This window comes from Thermanaeromonas toyohensis ToBE (assembly GCF_900176005.1).
In the GTDB taxonomy this organism is placed as follows: Bacteria; Bacillota; DSM-521; order Neomoorellales; family Neomoorellaceae; genus Thermanaeromonas; species Thermanaeromonas toyohensis.
The window spans coordinates 2,169,313-2,185,412 of sequence record NZ_LT838272.1; the positions used below are offsets into that span (position 1 = coordinate 2,169,313).

18 protein-coding genes and 1 pseudogene are annotated in these 16,100 nt (G+C 48.7%); 5 read left to right on the forward strand and 14 right to left on the reverse strand.

The features are described from left to right. Positions 1-286: 286 nt before the first annotated feature. The 8 genes and pseudogenes from B9A14_RS11220 to B9A14_RS11255 form a co-directional block, all read right to left on the reverse strand. Positions 287-706 carry a nucleotidyltransferase domain-containing protein gene (locus B9A14_RS11220; protein ID WP_084665779.1) on the reverse strand — a complete coding sequence of 140 codons (420 nt, stop codon included), beginning with the start codon at positions 704-706 and terminating at the stop codon, positions 287-289. After that, complete coding sequence (gene hepT, locus B9A14_RS11225) at positions 693-1,160, reverse strand: type VII toxin-antitoxin system HepT family RNase toxin (protein WP_172839139.1); 468 nt, start codon at positions 1,158-1,160, stop codon at positions 693-695. The genes B9A14_RS11220 and hepT overlap by 14 nt, the downstream gene beginning before the upstream one ends. A gap of 835 nt (positions 1,161-1,995) precedes the next feature. After that, a pseudogene (locus B9A14_RS18300) lies at positions 1,996-2,109 on the reverse strand (SEC-C metal-binding domain-containing protein); the annotation flags it as partial. Positions 2,110-2,474: 365 nt separating this feature from the next. Further along, on the reverse strand, positions 2,475-3,464 hold the full coding sequence (locus tag B9A14_RS11235; RefSeq protein ID WP_084665781.1) for a hypothetical protein: 990 nt from the start codon (positions 3,462-3,464) through the stop codon (positions 2,475-2,477). Next, a complete protein-coding gene (gene recA / locus B9A14_RS11240) occupies positions 3,448-4,503 on the reverse strand; it encodes a recombinase RecA (protein ID WP_084665782.1) in 1,056 nt (351 codons plus the stop codon). Before recA ends, B9A14_RS11235 begins: the two co-directional genes overlap by 17 nt. Positions 4,504-4,531: 28 nt before the next feature. Continuing rightward, positions 4,532-5,122 (reverse strand): hypothetical protein, encoded by a 591-nt coding sequence (locus B9A14_RS11245; protein WP_084665783.1) that lies wholly within the window; start codon positions 5,120-5,122, stop codon positions 4,532-4,534. Between the two features lie 2 nt (positions 5,123-5,124). Further along, complete coding sequence (locus tag B9A14_RS11250) at positions 5,125-5,643, reverse strand: hypothetical protein (RefSeq protein ID WP_084665784.1); 519 nt, start codon at positions 5,641-5,643, stop codon at positions 5,125-5,127. Positions 5,644-6,124: 481 nt separating this feature from the next. Then, complete coding sequence (locus B9A14_RS11255; protein ID WP_084665785.1) at positions 6,125-6,643, reverse strand: hypothetical protein; 519 nt, start codon at positions 6,641-6,643, stop codon at positions 6,125-6,127. Between the two features lie 354 nt (positions 6,644-6,997). On the opposite strand from B9A14_RS11255, the gene nadE reads away from it, so the two are divergent. From nadE to mqnC, 5 genes are all read left to right on the forward strand, one after another. After that, complete coding sequence (nadE, locus tag B9A14_RS11260) at positions 6,998-7,720, forward strand: NAD(+) synthase (protein ID WP_084665786.1); 723 nt, start codon at positions 6,998-7,000, stop codon at positions 7,718-7,720. 66 nt (positions 7,721-7,786) lie between these two features. Next, positions 7,787-8,650 (forward strand): MTAP family purine nucleoside phosphorylase, encoded by an 864-nt coding sequence (locus B9A14_RS11265; RefSeq protein WP_084665787.1) that lies wholly within the window; start codon positions 7,787-7,789, stop codon positions 8,648-8,650. A 31-nt stretch (positions 8,651-8,681) separates the two neighbouring features. Beyond that, positions 8,682-9,779 (forward strand): aminofutalosine synthase MqnE, encoded by a 1,098-nt coding sequence (gene mqnE / locus B9A14_RS11270; RefSeq protein WP_084665788.1) that lies wholly within the window; start codon positions 8,682-8,684, stop codon positions 9,777-9,779. Between the two features lie 36 nt (positions 9,780-9,815). Beyond that, a complete protein-coding gene (locus tag B9A14_RS11275) occupies positions 9,816-10,679 on the forward strand; it encodes a menaquinone biosynthetic enzyme MqnA/MqnD family protein (protein WP_084665789.1) in 864 nt (287 codons plus the stop codon). A gap of 18 nt (positions 10,680-10,697) precedes the next feature. Then, positions 10,698-11,756, forward strand: coding sequence for a cyclic dehypoxanthinyl futalosine synthase (gene mqnC / locus B9A14_RS11280; RefSeq protein WP_084665790.1), 1,059 nt, complete (start codon positions 10,698-10,700; stop codon positions 11,754-11,756). A 41-nt stretch (positions 11,757-11,797) separates the two neighbouring features. Here mqnC and B9A14_RS11285 read toward each other — a convergent pair whose 3' ends face one another. From B9A14_RS11285 to B9A14_RS11310, 6 genes are all read right to left on the reverse strand, one after another. Continuing rightward, complete coding sequence (locus tag B9A14_RS11285) at positions 11,798-12,082, reverse strand: putative Se/S carrier protein (RefSeq protein WP_084665791.1); 285 nt, start codon at positions 12,080-12,082, stop codon at positions 11,798-11,800. Further along, entirely contained in the window at positions 12,034-13,230 is a 1,197-nt protein-coding gene (locus tag B9A14_RS11290) for an aminotransferase class V-fold PLP-dependent enzyme (protein ID WP_084665792.1), read from the reverse strand. The genes B9A14_RS11285 and B9A14_RS11290 overlap by 49 nt, the downstream gene beginning before the upstream one ends. 128 nt (positions 13,231-13,358) lie before the next feature. Further along, positions 13,359-14,234: an energy-coupling factor ABC transporter ATP-binding protein gene (locus B9A14_RS11295; RefSeq protein WP_084665793.1), complete on the reverse strand. Its 876-nt coding sequence runs from the start codon at positions 14,232-14,234 to the stop codon at positions 13,359-13,361. 4 nt (positions 14,235-14,238) lie between these two features. After that, positions 14,239-15,018, reverse strand: coding sequence for a cobalt ECF transporter T component CbiQ (gene cbiQ, locus B9A14_RS11300; protein ID WP_084665794.1), 780 nt, complete (start codon positions 15,016-15,018; stop codon positions 14,239-14,241). Continuing rightward, positions 15,005-15,304: an energy-coupling factor ABC transporter substrate-binding protein gene (locus B9A14_RS11305; RefSeq protein WP_084665795.1), complete on the reverse strand. Its 300-nt coding sequence runs from the start codon at positions 15,302-15,304 to the stop codon at positions 15,005-15,007. Before B9A14_RS11305 ends, cbiQ begins: the two co-directional genes overlap by 14 nt. 1 nt (position 15,305) lies before the next feature. After that, the gene (locus B9A14_RS11310; RefSeq protein ID WP_231967719.1) at positions 15,306-16,064 is read right to left on the reverse strand and encodes an energy-coupling factor ABC transporter permease; all 759 of its coding nucleotides are present in this window, start codon (positions 16,062-16,064) and stop codon (positions 15,306-15,308) included. Positions 16,065-16,100 lie beyond the last annotated feature (36 nt).

The window sequence follows — 16,100 nt, forward strand, 5'->3', positions numbered from 1 at the left end:
TAATCCAAGTAGCTTCTTTATAATTTTACGTCCCAAAATTAAAGGGCGGTGTCCCTCCCCGTATACATTTCTCTAAATACGTTTTAAGTTATGCTCAAAGCCCTGTCTAGATCCTTGTCAAGTCGCGGCGCATTATTTCGATCTCCGGCCGTTGTTAGAAAAGCGCAGGCGGCAAATGATAGTCAGGACCTTGGGAGGCGGCTCAAATAGCGCCTCCTGAATGAAGGACTCGTCGTTCAGCCCCTTCGGGGTTGGTACAAAAGCTAGAGCTAGATATTGGCTACATCTAGAATAAGAGGTCGTGGAAAAAGGCCCTGAATAGTGGCTGGCAGTCAAAATACTCACGCCAGGTTTCCTCCAGGAAGGTATACCGAGCCAATTCGTCTTTGCTTACCAGCACATCGCCGCGGGTAGCGTGGTAGCGCAGGGCAACGGAAGCGTGGTTCAGCACTAGCACATCTATGGGCATACCTACCAGGGGCTCCAGAGCCCCACTTAAGCTTGCCTCGTATTCCCAGACTCTCACCTTGAGCGCGCTTTCCTCCACATATACAGCAATATCTACGTCGCCACAGGGGACCGGCAAAAGGAAAGAGCCATGTAGATAGGCAAAAACGATTTCTCCCCGGCGGGACAATGCCCTTTTCAAGATCCTTTTAATTTTTCTTTTTTCTGCAGGTGTAAGAAGACGCTTATCCTTGGTCATGTTCTTGTTCCTTTTCCACTGCCTTTAAGAAGGACTTTATTTCACCTATATACCGGAGAAGATTACCAAGATCTTTTCTTAATACGTCGAAGACAATGTAGTCATTAATTTTCCCATACTGGTGTACCAGCAGGTTTCGAAATTTAGCCGCAGAAGCCATTTTCTGGGCTATTTCTTCGGAAATAACGCTGTTTTTCCTAAGAATGTAAAAACAATCTGCATAGCTTGCGGGAGCTTCTTTGGCCACCCGAGCGGCCAAATGATTACATATACTCTGGGCTGCTTCAATGGCCACTATGAGCTGGTATTTGGCTCCCGAAATAAGCATTTCATCGCTTAGGAATTCTTCGAGTGATTTTGAGGCTATCTTTTCTAAAAGAGCAACTGCCTTTTCAATATCGGCCATCTTTTCTCGAAGCAAATCGTAGTTGAGATAGAGTTCTTTTTTGGCCAATGGATCTTTCCTCCAGTTCATACTATCCCTGTCACTGTTATTTTCATTGTAACACCTATTTATGGAAAAAACAACAAACTAAGAAGCCCGTACTCTTTTCAGCGCAAGATTTCGTCTCTCCCCCTCAGCCTGCTGCTTGTCTTGGGCACGATGCATCCAGTTCTGCCTTATGGCATCCCAAGTACAACCATCTTTACCGTTGGGGATGGTATTATTTCCTCGGCCTGCCCTTTTCCCAAGCTTGTAGGGCCTCACGAGCAAGCTGGTACGTTTCACGATCTATTTTCCCTTTAGCTGCCACTAATTCCCGTAACACACCTATAGCTTCTTCTTTTTTGCCCTTCTCTTCTAAAAAAAGGGCATAGCGGTACCGTCCAAAATGCCAATTAGGTAGTGTAGCAAACAAATTCTGGTACTCTTTCTCGGCCTCCTCCACCCTGCCTATCTGGGCTAGCAAATCTGCTTTATCACACCAATAATTCCCTTTTTCCTCCTCATTTTTAGCCAGGGCCATTAACCTTTCGGTTACCTGGAGACCTTTCTTTTTTAAGGAACGGTGATTCATACACAAGAGCTGTAGATCTTGAAGGGCATTGCCCAACAACTTTCCTCCCCGGACAGTCTCAGCTAAAGCAACATTTTCTTCTAGGGCCTGCCTGGCGCCTTGAATATCTCCTTGCTCTTCTAGGAAGCGAGCAATATGAGCCCGGTTTTCTAATTGCAGAAGGGGGTCTAAAGGATCTTGGATAATAGTTTCCAAACGGCCAATTATGTATGCTCCCTGCCCGAGGCAAAGGCTTCCTGCTAATTTGGAGATTTCGAACGCATCTTTCTTGGTAGCACAGCAGTGCTTAAATTTGCGTCCGCTACCGCAAGGGCAGGGATCGTTTCTCCCCACTCCTTTTATATCAGTTCCTAGTAGGCGAAGCTGGCGTTTATATCTTTCTTTATCAAAGGGTTTCTTATGATAAAATGCTTCATAAAAAAATTCAATAAATACCCTGGTAACGCAGCCTCGCGCGGCATGTCTGGTCAGACCCTCACTTTCTAGCCTCTCGATGGTTTCTTTAACTTCTGGAAGTTCAGGCTCCTGTAGCTGGTTTTCCACTATTCCTTCTAAGAGCACATGGAGTATAGGGTTAACTCCGTTAATTTCTATTGGAGTGGGCAATTTATGCCGCCTTTGAAAAAGTATTTTAACTTCAGGGTGTTCATTTAAAATCGTTTTAACTCCTGCGTCATACTCTTCCAAGAAAGACACATACGAATCTTTGGCCACTGGCAAAGCACTCCTTTGCTTTAATATATAGGTCCTTATTTAAGCCCGGCGTTTTTAAGCGGCAGCCGGGGAAAGAGATTAAACCAAAAGAAGGAAGTAGCCAGCCATTCGCGTGCCCCAGGGGTATGGCGCCATACCTCTAAAGCCAGGTCAGCGTAAACTATAGCCTCACTTTCTTCACCCAATACATAAGCCTCCGGCAAGTGACGGGGTAATTTTTTCTTTCCTAACAAATAGGAAGGCACAAAGTCATTTTCCTCCATGGCTTCCTTTAAGGCCCGGTTAGCTCTATTGCTAGGCCCTTCATGCCGGAATAGCCATAATGCTTCAGAATAAAGCCAAAAGGCTGTCGGATCCCCTTTGTAACTATTTAAAAGAGCCCTGGCCTCCTTGTCCCTCCCTTCGTACAATAGCCAGTTAATAAGTTCGTATCGCAATCCTTGATTGTCGCCGGGATTAAGGCGGAGCATATCCTGTAGGTGGTCGATGGCTTCGCTCCTTTGACCTAACTTCCATAAGCACCTGGCCAAACCCGCTCTAGCCCTCATGTAAGGCCGCGTCTTTATAATTCCCCAAAAATGGCCGGCCTGCTTTTCAAAGGTTTCTGGTCCCAAGCTCCTTTCCCCTGCTCTAACCCCACGTTCATAAAATTCCTTGGCTTCTTCTAGGCTCTTAGCTTTATCTTCAGCTAAAATCACGTAAGCATCTGCACAGTCTGGCCAAAGCTCTAAAGCTTGCTCGGCTAAACGGATGCGTGATTTTTTATCCTCCATTTCCCAGGCATCATATATCAAATCTTGTGCCTTCTCTTCCGGCGTGCGCTCCCTGGATAAGGGTATCTTCCCCTCAGGCGTCATCACTTGCTCCAAGAATTTATTCATTTCCTCTACAGATGAGAACTCGCGGCCCTCTAATACCCTGCCCACCTCTGCCATTACTTTCTCTGTAAGCCTTTTCCCTGAACTGCCTGCACTCATAAATTGGATTATGGGCAGCCTTTCTTTATCCTTATCCTTGCGTTTCATAAAGTTTACCCCCCATTGTTTTACTTGCCCCTTCTCCTCTTAATTTTTCTTGTATAGCGCTTCCTAAAGCCTGCAATAAACCAGGATTCTCTTTTAGGTAGTGGCAAGCATTTTCTCTGCCCTGGCCCAGACGTTCTTCACCCCATATATACCACGTACCTCTTTTTTCTACAATCCCCGCCTCCACAGCCATATCCAGTAGGGCGCCTTCTACCGATACACCTTGGCCGTAGATCATATCCACTTTGCAGCTCCGGAAAGGAGGGGCCACTTTATTTTTTACCACCCGCAGCACCAGTTCGTGCCCGTATATGGAGGTGCCGCTTTTAAGCTTGTCTCCTTGACGGGCTTCAATCCGTACAGAAGCATAAAATTTAAGGGCCCTACCGCCGGGTGTAGTTACCGGTGGCCCACCCTGAAAACCCCCGCCAGCTATCTTTTCCCGTAGCTGGTTTATAAAAATAACCACTGTTTTGGATCTGGCCACTAACCCGGCGAGTTTCCGCATGGCCTGGGACATCAAGCGAGCCTGTAGCCCCACCTGCTGGTCACCCATAGCACCTTCTAACTCACTTTTAGGCAGGAGGGCAGCCACGGAATCTATTACTACCACGTCCACCGCTGCCGACTGGATAAGCTGGGTAGCTATGTCTAAAGCCTGTTCCCCGTAATCCGGCTGCGATACTAAAAGGTTTTCGATGTCTACTCCTAGGTTTGCAGCATATCTAGGATCCAAGGCGTGCTCGGCATCAATGAAGACCGCGTTTCCGCCCATCTTTTGGGCCGAGGCAATGGCATGTAGCGCTACTGTGGTTTTGCCCGAACCTTCTTCACCGAAGACTTCCACTATGCGACCCCGAGGAAGCCCCCCTACTCCCAAGGCGAGATCCAAGGGGAGTATACCTGTGGGGATCACCTCTACTTCCAAAGACGGCCTCTGGCCCAGGCGCATAATGGAGCCCTTGCCGAACTTCCGCTCGATCTCCATAAGGGCTTTTTCTAAAACTTTACTCCGTTCTTCTCTGCGTTCTTCTGTCATTATCTATCCCCCCGGAAGGATATTTGACCTAAAACACAAGTATTTCGCCTGTGTCCTTGTTCACCCGTATAGTCATGTAAGTTCCCGGTTTCTCCATCAGCGGTTCTCTTGCTAACCCTTCGTGTAGTTTTTGGCTCTGCTGCCTGACATTCTGTCCTTCCTGTATGCGTGGGGCGAGCCGCTCAAATTTGATGAGGCAGAACAGCTTTTGTCCTCCTTCAAACTGAATAACGCTTTGAAAACCCTTGGGGGCCTCTTCTTTTTGCACCCTGCTACAGGAATAAACCTTTTGGACTACCACATAACCCGTAGCCCCTTCATCCCGCGTACGGGGGCGACGTACAGGCACTGGTACTAGGGTCATGTAGGGTCCTAAAGCTAAAGGGCGGACATATTTACGCCCTTCTACAGCCCAAGCGGCATACACTTGCCGGATATCAACGCCCAGGAAAGAGGCTACGTTTTTTAACACTGTCTTGATTTTCTTCTTGACAAGGTACTTTCTACCATCTTCCATCCACACTTCCGTAAAGTTTCCCCCACCCACACCTTCTACATAAACAGGGACAAAGCAGATCACTTTTGTGAGTTCCTTAAGCCAGGCGTATTCACTTACCATCTTTAAGCCCCCTTGCTTAATGTGGAAGAACCCAGCATCTGTTGGATTTTTTGAAGGCCTGTAGAGGTTATGCGCCATCTTTTACCTTCCTGGGCTACCCAGCCTTGTCTTTTAGCCCTCTGTAGGTAGGTAGTCATGCTGTTCAGCACTACGTCCTTCTCTCTAAGCTCCTCCCGCAAAAGCCGCCGGATTTCCTCGTTGCTTGGCGGGTTTTTCTGGCAATAATCAGCATAATAAATCACCAGGGTAACTAGTTCCTTATTATTAGCCACATTAGCTTGAGCTCGTAGCTCAGGTAAGGTTAGCAACGGTTCTGCTTGCTCAACAGGCACAGCAGTAGGAGCAGAAGTAGGGGTAGCAGGTGTATCTTCTTCTACAGGTTTCCATTCACATATCCCGCTCATCAAGCAGCCTTCTAAAAACTTTTTCAGTGTGTCACCCAGTACCTCCTTTAGAAAAGCTTGTTCAACTTTAAGATCCACTCGTACGCCTTTGGCCATAAACCTAAAATATCCCCTCATAGGAAGTACCTCCCTCATACGGTAAATCCTGCTATATACTATAACACAACTGTCAGTTTAAAGCAATAGAGGATACAAAAAATTCTCTCGAACATTTTAAGCAAGGCACCAGCGGAACATAAAGTTCTGTAAGCCTAACTACATAGTGTTCACCCTTAGTGAACACGAGCATTGAGGGTATTGTAGGTGTAGATGCTTAGTCGATGTCCTACTGTGTAGGGTTTCTGCCTGTACTGTGAATTTGACTTAATTTTGGTATATAGGGTACTAGGGTATAGTACACATTCAGCGTTCACTTATGGTGTACATAGTAAAGACCTTTCCCACTTCACCAGTGATATTAATGTATTCGCGGGCAAAAACTATGGAATGGCTTCAAGGTAAGCGGGGGTTTATCCGTTAAAAAAGCCCTCCTTAGCTAAACTAGGAGGGCTTACCTTTTGGAGGTTAGGTTTTTTGATTTCTGTCTTTAAAGGTTTGTTTAAGGTATCTCTTCCTGGCCTAAAAGCTGGGCATAAAGTTTTTGGCTACGTTGGGTTACCTTATCTGCCTCAGCCAAGCGCATAAGAAGGCTTAAAGGATTTAGCAAACAGAATAGCCTCTGACCCCCAGCAAGCCATAGACAAGTGCGGAACTCTCCTTCTTCTACTTTCTCCCAAGAGAGGATCTTCTGCCTTACTACATAACCTGTCCCGCCAGCATCCTTAAAAGGTGGGCGCCTTACCGGGATAGGAACTAGGGTAAAGTTAGGGCCTAATACAAGGGGTAAGGCGTGGCGCCTAGCTTCAGTTGCCCAAGCCGCTAACTCCTGCTTAATATTTACCCCTAGATAACAAGCAATGTACTGGATAACAGTCTTTAGCCTATTTTGGGCTAGATACTTTTTCCCACTGGAAAACCATAGCTCAGTGTAATTTCCCCCATCTTCCAGGTGATGAATGGGAATTAGGCAATTAAGATGGGCTAGTTCTTGTTCTTTAAGCCAGGGATAAAACCGCATTTTAGTGCCTCCTTTTTTATAACGTCAATTAAGGATTTTTGTTATAACAATTATTTTCCAGGTAGCCCCTAAAAGACAAATAAAGGTAGGTATGTTTTTACCTACATTATTTTTAAAATCCTGGATACTTTCGGTTAACCCTTCTACGGAAAATGTAATATTTCGCCTTTATCTTACCTGTCCCATGTAAAAAGGCTATTCTTATTTAAAAAGGGGAGGAAAAAGGAATAAAGCCTTGAGGTAAAAGGATAAGCGGGGTATAATAAAAAAGGGCGAAGGAGCCCGGGGTTAAAACCTGCGGGCTTTTTCTTTTATTTAAGGATAGAGGCTTTATATCAAAAGGGGGCCTATTTTATGGAAGAATTAGCCCAAAAACTTGTTTCCTGGATCCAGGAGAAAGTAAAGGAAGGCGGGTGCCGGGGTGTGGTATTTGGTTTAAGCGGAGGGGTGGATTCTGCTACGGTAGCAGCCCTCTGCCATCGCGCCTTTCCTAAAGCTTGCTTGGGGCTTATCATGCCCTGTCATAGCCATCCCCGTGATGCGGAGGATGCCCGCCGGGTAGCGGAAATTTTCTCTATCCCCGTTAAAACTGTGCTCTTAGATCCGGTGTACGATACCCTGGTGGAAGCCTTGACTGGCCATCCCTATGATCCGGAGAAGCGCTCCCTGGCCCTGGCCAATTTGAAGCCGCGCTTACGCATGACTGTTCTTTATTATTGGGCCAACGAGCTTAATTATCTGGTGGTAGGCACTGGTAACCGGAGCGAGCTAGCTGTCGGTTATTTTACTAAATATGGCGACGGAGGTGTAGATATTTTACCTTTAGGCAACCTCGTTAAAACTCAGGTTAGGGAGCTAGCGAGTTATCTCGGGGTGCCTAAAGAGATCATCAACAAACCTCCCAGCGCTGGTCTATGGGAGGGCCAGACGGATGAAGGGGAGATGGGGTTAACTTATGCTGAGCTTGATCACTACCTTTTAACAGGAGAGGCTCCTCCTAAAGTAGCTGAGCGGATTAAGGCCTTGGCCACGGGAAGCGAACATAAAAGGCGCCTACCGGCTATACCACCTTTTTAAATTTACTGTTCTTGACGCTAACGGAGTAAAGAGGTAGAGTAAGTAGAGAGAGAAAGGGGGATTTCTATGCTTAAAGAACAGGAGATCCCCCAGGTACCTTTAGCCTTTATCGGGGGTTCGGGGACCTTTTCCCTAGACTTGCCGGAGGATCTGGGCTTGCCGGGGGTTGAAGTTTTAGGCCGGGAACTAGTCTATTCTACGCCCTTTGGCCCTAGCCCGCCTTTTAAACTTTTTTCCCTTCCTACTACTCCCCCGCGGCTGGTCCTGACTGTCAAAATGCACGGCCGGATGCCAGGGATCCCTTGGGGGGAAGCCTCCCGGCGGCTCTTCTGGGTCTTAAACAAGGCTGGAGTAAAGAAGGTGATCGCCGAAGGCGGTGTGGGGAGCATTAATCCTTTACTCGACCCCCTAGATATCGTAATCCCTACAGATTATATAGATTTTTCCTTAAGGCGCCACATAACTTTAAGCGAAGATTATCTTCTTATCATGCGGCAGCCCTTGTGCCCTTCCTTACGCTTTACACTTTTACGGGTAGCTAAAGAAATGCCCCTTAACCGCGTGTTCGGGCGGGGGGTCTATCTGGTTACCGAAGGGCGCCACTTTGAGAGCGAAGCGGAGATCCGTGTCTTTAGGCAGTGGGGGGCAGACATAGTCGGGCAAACCCTGTGCCCTGAGGTATACCTGGCCCGGGAGATAGGGGCCTGCTATGCAGGCATATATCTAGTGGTGAACTACGCTGAAGGGGTGGTAAAGCCCTGGGAGCATAAAGTTTTAAAAGATATTTTCTTTAAGCAAGCGGAGCCCTTCGCCCGGATTATTTTCCGGGCTTTAGCGGAAGCCCCTTTAGAGGATACCTGCGAATGCCAAAACTTGCGTAAAGAGACTCTACTGCGGCCAGAAAACATAGGACGCGGCCGGCCAAAATAGTTCTTTAAGTAAATTTAAGGGGAAAAGGAGAATGCTTAAGGAAGCTGTTCTTAAGGGCCCCCTGGGGGATATAGCTGAAAAGGTGTTCCAGGGGGAAAGGCTAAGCAGGGAAGACGGGATACGCCTGATGGAGAGCAATGATCTCCTGGCCTTGGGTTTTTTGGCCGATTTTGTACGCCGGCGAAAGGTGGGTGATGAAGTCTATTTTATCAACAACGCCCACATTAATTATACTAACATATGCCGGAATCTTTGCCGTTTCTGCGCCTTTGGCCGGCCCGCCGGGGCAGAAGGGGCTTATACGTTGACCTTAGAGGAGATCGCCCAAAAGGCCCGGCGTTACCGGGAGTATAATCCCACTGAGATCCATATTGTGGGCGGCCTTAATCCCGCCCTTCCTTTCAGTTACTACGAAGATATGCTGCGCACTATAAAGGAAATCCTGCCCAACGCCCATTTGCAGGCCTTCGATGCGGTGGAAATCGATTTTTTAAGTGAGATCTCGGGCTTTAGCGTGGAAGAAGTGCTGCTCCGGCTAAAAAAAGCAGGGTTAGGTTCCTTACCTGGAGGTGGGGCCGAGATCTTTAACCCGGCCATACGTAAAGAGATCTGCCCCCGCAAGATTAGCGGGGAGCGCTGGCTTAAGGTGCACGCCACCGCCCATAAGTTAGGCCTGCGTTCCAATGCCACTATGCTGTATGGGCACATCGAAAGCCTTGCAGACCGGGTGGATCACCTTCTAGCCTTGCGCAAACAGCAGGACGAGACGGGAGGGTTCATGGCCTTTATCCCCCTGCCCTTTCACCCTGCCAACACCCAATTAGCCCACCTACCCCCCACCACGGGATATGACGATTTAAAAACTTTAGCTGTCTCGCGGCTTCTTCTAGATAATTTTGATCATATCAAGGCCTTTTGGATAATGCTTACCCCCAAGGTGGCCCAGATAGCCCTGCATTTCGGGGTAGATGATCTAGATGGGACAGTGCGAGAAGAGCACATCGCCCATGATGCTGGCGCCGAGACCCCCCAGTACCACCCAGCGGAAGAATTCTTACGCCTTATCCGGGAGGCCGGCCGGATTCCAGTGGAACGGGATACTCTGTATAATGTTGTTCGGAGATACTAGTAAAGTATGGCAAAGATAAGATAGATGGGATGAGCGATGGGTAATGAAAAAGCAGAAGCTATTTTTCCCCGCATAGGCAGGGTGGCCTATTTAAACTGCCTGCCTGTTTTTTATGCCCTGGAACAGGGGTGGATAAGTATCCCTGGCCACGTGGTAGCCGGGCATCCTGCGGAGTTGAACCGGGCCTTGGCGGAAGGAGAGCTGGAGATCACGGCGGTATCTTCCCTGGCTTATGCTTACCACTTTGAGCAATGCCTTATACTGCCTGATCTTTCCATCTCCTCCTTGGGCCAGGTTAAAAGCGTGGCTCTGCTCAGTAAATTGCCGGTAAAAGAGTTAGAAGGCAAATATATTTCCCTTACTCCTTATTCCTCCACTAGCGTGGCTCTGCTTTCTATTTTGCTTAAAAGTTTCTATGGTGTAAAGGCGCACTTTTTTACCCGGCCGGCAGGCGTCTCATTATGGTGGGCAAAGCCAGGCTGTAAAGAACCAGCAGCGGCTTTGGCCATAGGAGATGAAGCTCTGCTTTGGGTAAACAAAAGCCAAGGCCTGTTTGTTTATGATCTAGGGGAAGAGTGGCACAGGTTCACTGGCCAGCCTATGGTATTCGCCCTGTGGGTGGTAAAGAGAAGCTTTGCCCGGGAGTACCCTGAAAAGGTGGAAGTTATATGGCGGGGGTTGGTGGATTCTAAAAAATGGGGGAAAGAGCATCTTAAGGAATTAGCCTTGCAAGCTTCCAGGCTCTCAGGGTTACCCTTCTCCCTTCTCCTTGAGTATTTCCATGTTTTACAGCACGACCTTACCCCTAAGTATCTAGAAGGCTTAAGAACTTTTTACCAGTATGCTTATAGGGAAGGCTGGCTTCCCACCTTCCCCCAGATAGAGATCTGGCAGCCCTAGGGGGTGAAGGAACTATAAATGCAGGAGATTATAGAAAAGGTCCTCGCTGGGGAAAGGATCACCTTTGAGGAAGGGCTTAAGCTCTGGGAAAGGGCCGATACCCTTCTTCTGGGGTATCTGGCGGATACGGTACGGCGACGCCTTCATCCGGAAGGCGTGGTTACCTTTGTAGTGGACCGGAACATAAATTACACGAACATTTGTATTTGCGGCTGTCGCTTTTGTGCCTTTTTTAGGCCCCCTGGCCACCCTGAAGGGTTTGTATTAACGAGGGAGGAAATTTATGAGAAGATCGAGGAAACCTTAAAAGCCGGGGGGACGCAAATATTAATGCAGGGGGGGCTTAACCCGAATTTAAGGCTTTCCTATTTTGAAGAGTTGTTCCGCGACATTAAGGCTCGCTATCCTATCACCCTGCACTCCCTTTCTCCTGTAGAGATAGACTTTCTTTCCCAGCAGGAAGGCTTATCCCTAGAAGAAGTGCTCCGCCGGCTAAAGGAAAGCGGGCTCGATTCTTTGCCTGGCGGGGGCGCTGAAATATTAGTGGATAGGGTGCGGGAAAACTTAAGCCCCCGTAAGACCCCTGCTTCCCGCTGGCTTGAGGTTATGCGGGTAGCCCACCGCTTAAAGATAAGATCTACAGCTACTATGATGTTCGGAAGTATAGAAACCCTCGAGGATCGCCTAAAGCACCTGGAAGCAATACGAAAGCTCCAGGATGAGACAGGGGGCTTTACCGCCTTCATACCCTGGAGTTACCAGCCAGGAAACACTAGTTTAGGAGGCCAGCCGGCCACAGCTGTAGATTACCTGCGTACCTTAGCCATAAGCCGGATTTATCTCGATAACATTCCCCATATACAGGTTTCCTGGGTAACCCAGGGACCAAAAGTGGCCCAGATCGCCCTTTCCTTCGGCGCCGACGATTTCGGCTCCACCATGCTAGAAGAAAACGTGGTGAGGGCCGCCGGAGCTGTCCACCGCTGCTCTAAGGAAGAGATCATAAGGGTGATCAAAAGGGCCGGTTTTCTCCCCGCCCAGCGCGACAACCTATATAATATCCTACGGCACTTTTAAACCTGCGCAAAACCCACGCCGGCGCCCTTGCCGCCACTTTTTTATCCAGCCCCCTGACCTTCTAGTTCTATCACTTCCTCAATATCTTTAAGTAAGCCCTGCTCTTTCCGGATCCTTACCTTTTTTTCGAGCTTTACTACCCCCTTAAGAACCTCCAAAGCCTTCCCTTCTTCCTCCCTATCTACTTCTAGGACCAGGCCGCATAACGAGCTTATCTCCCGGGGCATGGGCAAAAGCCTCCCTTCTAATCCTGCGGCCTGTAGCACCCTTTCGGCCTTTAAGGCCTGGTGGGTGGAGGGAAAGGTAAAAAGGGTAAACTCCTGCATTCGCCCCTCACCTCCTTGACCAGTTCCCTTAAACCGGCGAGGGCCTTCTCTATCTCCTCTTCGGTGTTGAAGAAACCGGGGCTTAAACGTAAAGTGCCTGTAGCTAGGGTGCCTATGGTCTGGTGGGCGAGAGGGGCGCAGTGCAGGCCAGAGCGGGTTATAATACCGTAACGTTCGGCCAGCCAAGCGCAGGCCTCCCCAGGGGAGATGCCTTCAATATTGAGGGAGACTACAGGGATCATGGAATCACTTTTACCGGGGCCGTAAAGGGTGAGGCCGGGTATCTCCTTTAGGCCCTCTAAAAGAAATTCTAAGAGCCTTAGGTTGTGGGCACGGATGCGCTCTAGCCCGGTCTTAAGGATAAATTTCACTCCTGCCCCCAAGGCTGCGATACCAGGAGCATTGGGGGTGCCGCTTTCAAACTTATCGGGCATTATCTCGGGCTGGGTAAAGGCTTCTGAGTGGCTACCCGTTCCTCCTTCTATAAGGGGATAAAGTTTTTCCGGATGGCGGATATACAGGCCGCCCGTGCCCGGGGGTCCGAAAAGGGCTTTATGGCCGGTGAAGGCCAAAAAATCTATATGGGCTTCTTCCACGTCAATAGAAAGCTCCCCAGCGGTCTGGGCAGCATCCACTAGGAAGTATACACCATGGCGCCGGGCTATCTCCCCCACTTCAGCTATGGGTAGGATAGCGCCCGTCACGTTGGAAGCGTGGGTTAAGCAGATAAGTTTGGTGCGGGGAGAGATAAGGGCTTCTACTTCCCGGGGATCTAAAGTTCCCTCCGGGGAACACTGAGCTATGCTAACCTCCACCCCGGAGGCCCGGAGGGAGAAGAGGGGCCGCGCCACCGAATTATGCTCCATGCTGCTTATGATTACATGATCTCCGGGGTTAAGGAAGCCTTTAAGGGCTAAGTTTAAAGACATAGTGGCGCCAGAGGTGAAGATTATATGCTCTGGTTCCTGGATATTAAAGAGGGTAGCTAAAAGCTCCCGGGTTTCCACCAAGGTCTGGCCAGTCTCCAGGCTCCAGGAGCTATGGCCCCGGCCAGGGCTTCCTGCTAGATGGCGTAAGGTATAATCAGCGGCTCGATACACATCTTCGGGCTTGGGCCAGGAAGTGGCTGCATTGTTTAGATATATCATGCTTTATGTAAGCCTTTCCCTCGCTGAGTTTTATTTTGCCCTAAAATTTGGCTTAAAATTTTATTTCTCCCCTCACTTTGAACTTACCTGCATGGATTATATGACTTTTTGTTATTATATTCAACTGCTTAAAGGGAAGAACTGGCTACTACCCGCAAAGGCACCCGGGTTTCCGGCGGGCAGGGGAGCCTTTTTAAAAGCTCTTCTTTGCTCCGGGGAGGGGGGAACTCCAGGGGCCAGCCCAACTCTTTAAGCTTCTGGTAGACTTCCCATATCCAGGGGAGGGCCAAACCCGCCCCTTCTACCAGTTCCTGGTCGGCAAACACTTCTTCAGGCCGACCTTTAGCAGCTAGCTCACCTGCCTTAAGAATAAAAATCTGATCAGCCCAGGTGTAAGCTAGATCCACGTCGTGGGTAGAAAGGATCACTGTCTGGCCTGCCCGGTGAAGCTCCTCTAGGAAATCCACAAGCTGCTTTACCAGCTTGGGATCCAAGTAAGCTGTGGGCTCATCAAGGATAAGGACCTCAGGTTCCATAGCCAGGACTGCGGCCAGGCATACCCGTTTCTTTTGCCCATAACTTAAAAAATGAGTAGGTTTATCAGCTAGATCCTCTATTCCCGTAAGGGCCAGAGCCTTTTCCACCCTTTTTTTGACTTCCGTGGACGACAAGCCCAGGTTAAAGGGACCGAAGGATACTTCTTGTACCACGCTGGCCGCAAAAAGCTGGGTATCGGGATCCTGGAACACAATACCCACTTTTTGACGCAAGTTTAAAAGGGAAGCCCGATCATACCGCAGCTCCTTCCCCTCATATATTACTTTTCCCCGCTGGGGTTTTAAAATCCCATTAAAGTGTAAAAATAGGGTGGATTTTCCAGCTCCGTTAGGGCCTAAGATAGCCGTCTTACTACCCTTTACTATCTTTAAAGAAACTCCCCTTAAAGCCTGGGTACCATTGGGATAGGTGTATTCCAGGCTTTCTGTAGCCAATATGTAAGACAAACCCTTAAGCACCTCCCCCGAGCCAGGCTAGGGCTCCTAGCCCTATTAACCATAGCCCAATCAAAATTAAATTGCGCTGGGAAAGGCGGAAGGAGGGTTCCAGGACGCGGAATTCTCCCTGATAACCCCGGGAACTTAAAGTTATATTTAACATTCTAGCCTGTTCATAGGTTTTAAGAAATAGGTTGCTTATAAGATACCCCAAGGAACGAAAGGAACGGGATAGGGAGCTGTAACCTAGCCTAGAAGACTGGGAGATATGCATCTTTGTAGCTGTATCCAAAAGAACAGAACTAAAACGGTAGACCAGAGTCAAGAGATCGATCCATAATCCTGGAACCCGGAGACGGCAAAGTACATTAGTGATCTCCACCATAGGAGTGGTCAGGGCCAGGAAATAAAGGCAAGAGACGCTGGCCAAGGCCTTAAGACAGATCTGAAAAGCAGCCAACAGGCCCGCCTGGGTCACCCCTAGAGTTAATTTTCCCAGGGACAAGCTAAAGAGGAATTCTTTAGAGGAACTAAGGGTAACCGTAAGGGCTATACCGGCTCCACTGGTTATTAAAAACGAAAGGGGTAAAAGAAGGAGCCGCAAGTAAAAAGCTATAGGGATGCCCGCCATACCTATTAAAAGGCCGCTCATCACAACCAGTACAAGTAGATATACCTTAGTTTGGGACGTCCCTAAAAGGAAAATCAAGGTAGCCAGGGCAAAAAGTATCTTTTCCCCTGGGTGTACAAACCGGAGGCGGTTGCTGTAAGCATACTGCTCAAGGACGCTCACGGTTTCCCTCCCTATCCTTCCGCCCCTTAAGATAGCCTAAATAGTAGCAGACAATACCGCTCCCAATGGCGGCCTGGGTAGCGAAGAGAAAACTTTCTACCTCGCTGCTGGGTGGCTCCCATAAGACGTTAAACCAAGGCTTATATTCGGGCTTAACTTCGCTTATCACCTCTTCAGCCCGGCTATCCGCCCCTCCAAACTCGGCCCCTTTTTGGATTATGAAGGGGGCTACGACAAGGATTATTACAATAAGAAGCAAAAGGGTATTTTTCCAAGCTAGGTTCAATTTAGTTTCCCTCCTCCCGCAGGACAGCTAACTCTTTAAGTTCTTCTTTGTTGTAAGCAAAGAGGTAATTAAACACCACCACAGTGAGTAGACCCTCACTGATGGCTAGAGGGATTTGGGTCACCGCAAAGATCCCTATAAACTTAACGAAGGATCCCCAGATCCCAGTATCCGGTGCTGGGAAGGCCAGGGCTAGCTGCAGGGAAGTAACGGCGTAGGTGGCCAGATCCCCTAAGGCGGCAGCTAAGAAAATGTTGATGCTTAAAGGTACCCTGGCTTTCTGCAAGAACTTATAAATACCGTAAGAAACCAGAGGGCCTACTACAGCCATAGAAAAAGTATTGGCTCCTAAAGTGGTTAACCCACCATGGGCCAGGAGAAGGGCCTGGAACAAGAGCACTATAGCGCCTAGTACGCTCATGGCTGCTGGCCCGAAGAGGATGGCCCCTAAACCTACTCCTGTAGGGTGAGAACAGCTTCCGGTCACCGAAGGAAGTTTCAAAGCAGAGAGGACAAAGGTGAAAGCCCCTGCCAGGCCCAGAAGAAGTTTAAGACTGGGTTGACCAGAAACCTTCACTTTAAGGCTCTTTAACCCCCAGGCCCAGAAGGGAAGAACTAAAAGAAACCAGAAGGCTGCCCAGCCTAGGGGTAGGAACCCTTCCATGATGTGCATGGCATAGGCTGGGGGCGGCGCTAAGAGGGAAACGAAAATAAGGTAGGAAGTTAGAGTTAAAATTAATTTGATATATCTAGAAAGCATCTTTAGCGGGTTAAAAACCCTGGCCTCCTTTCTTAC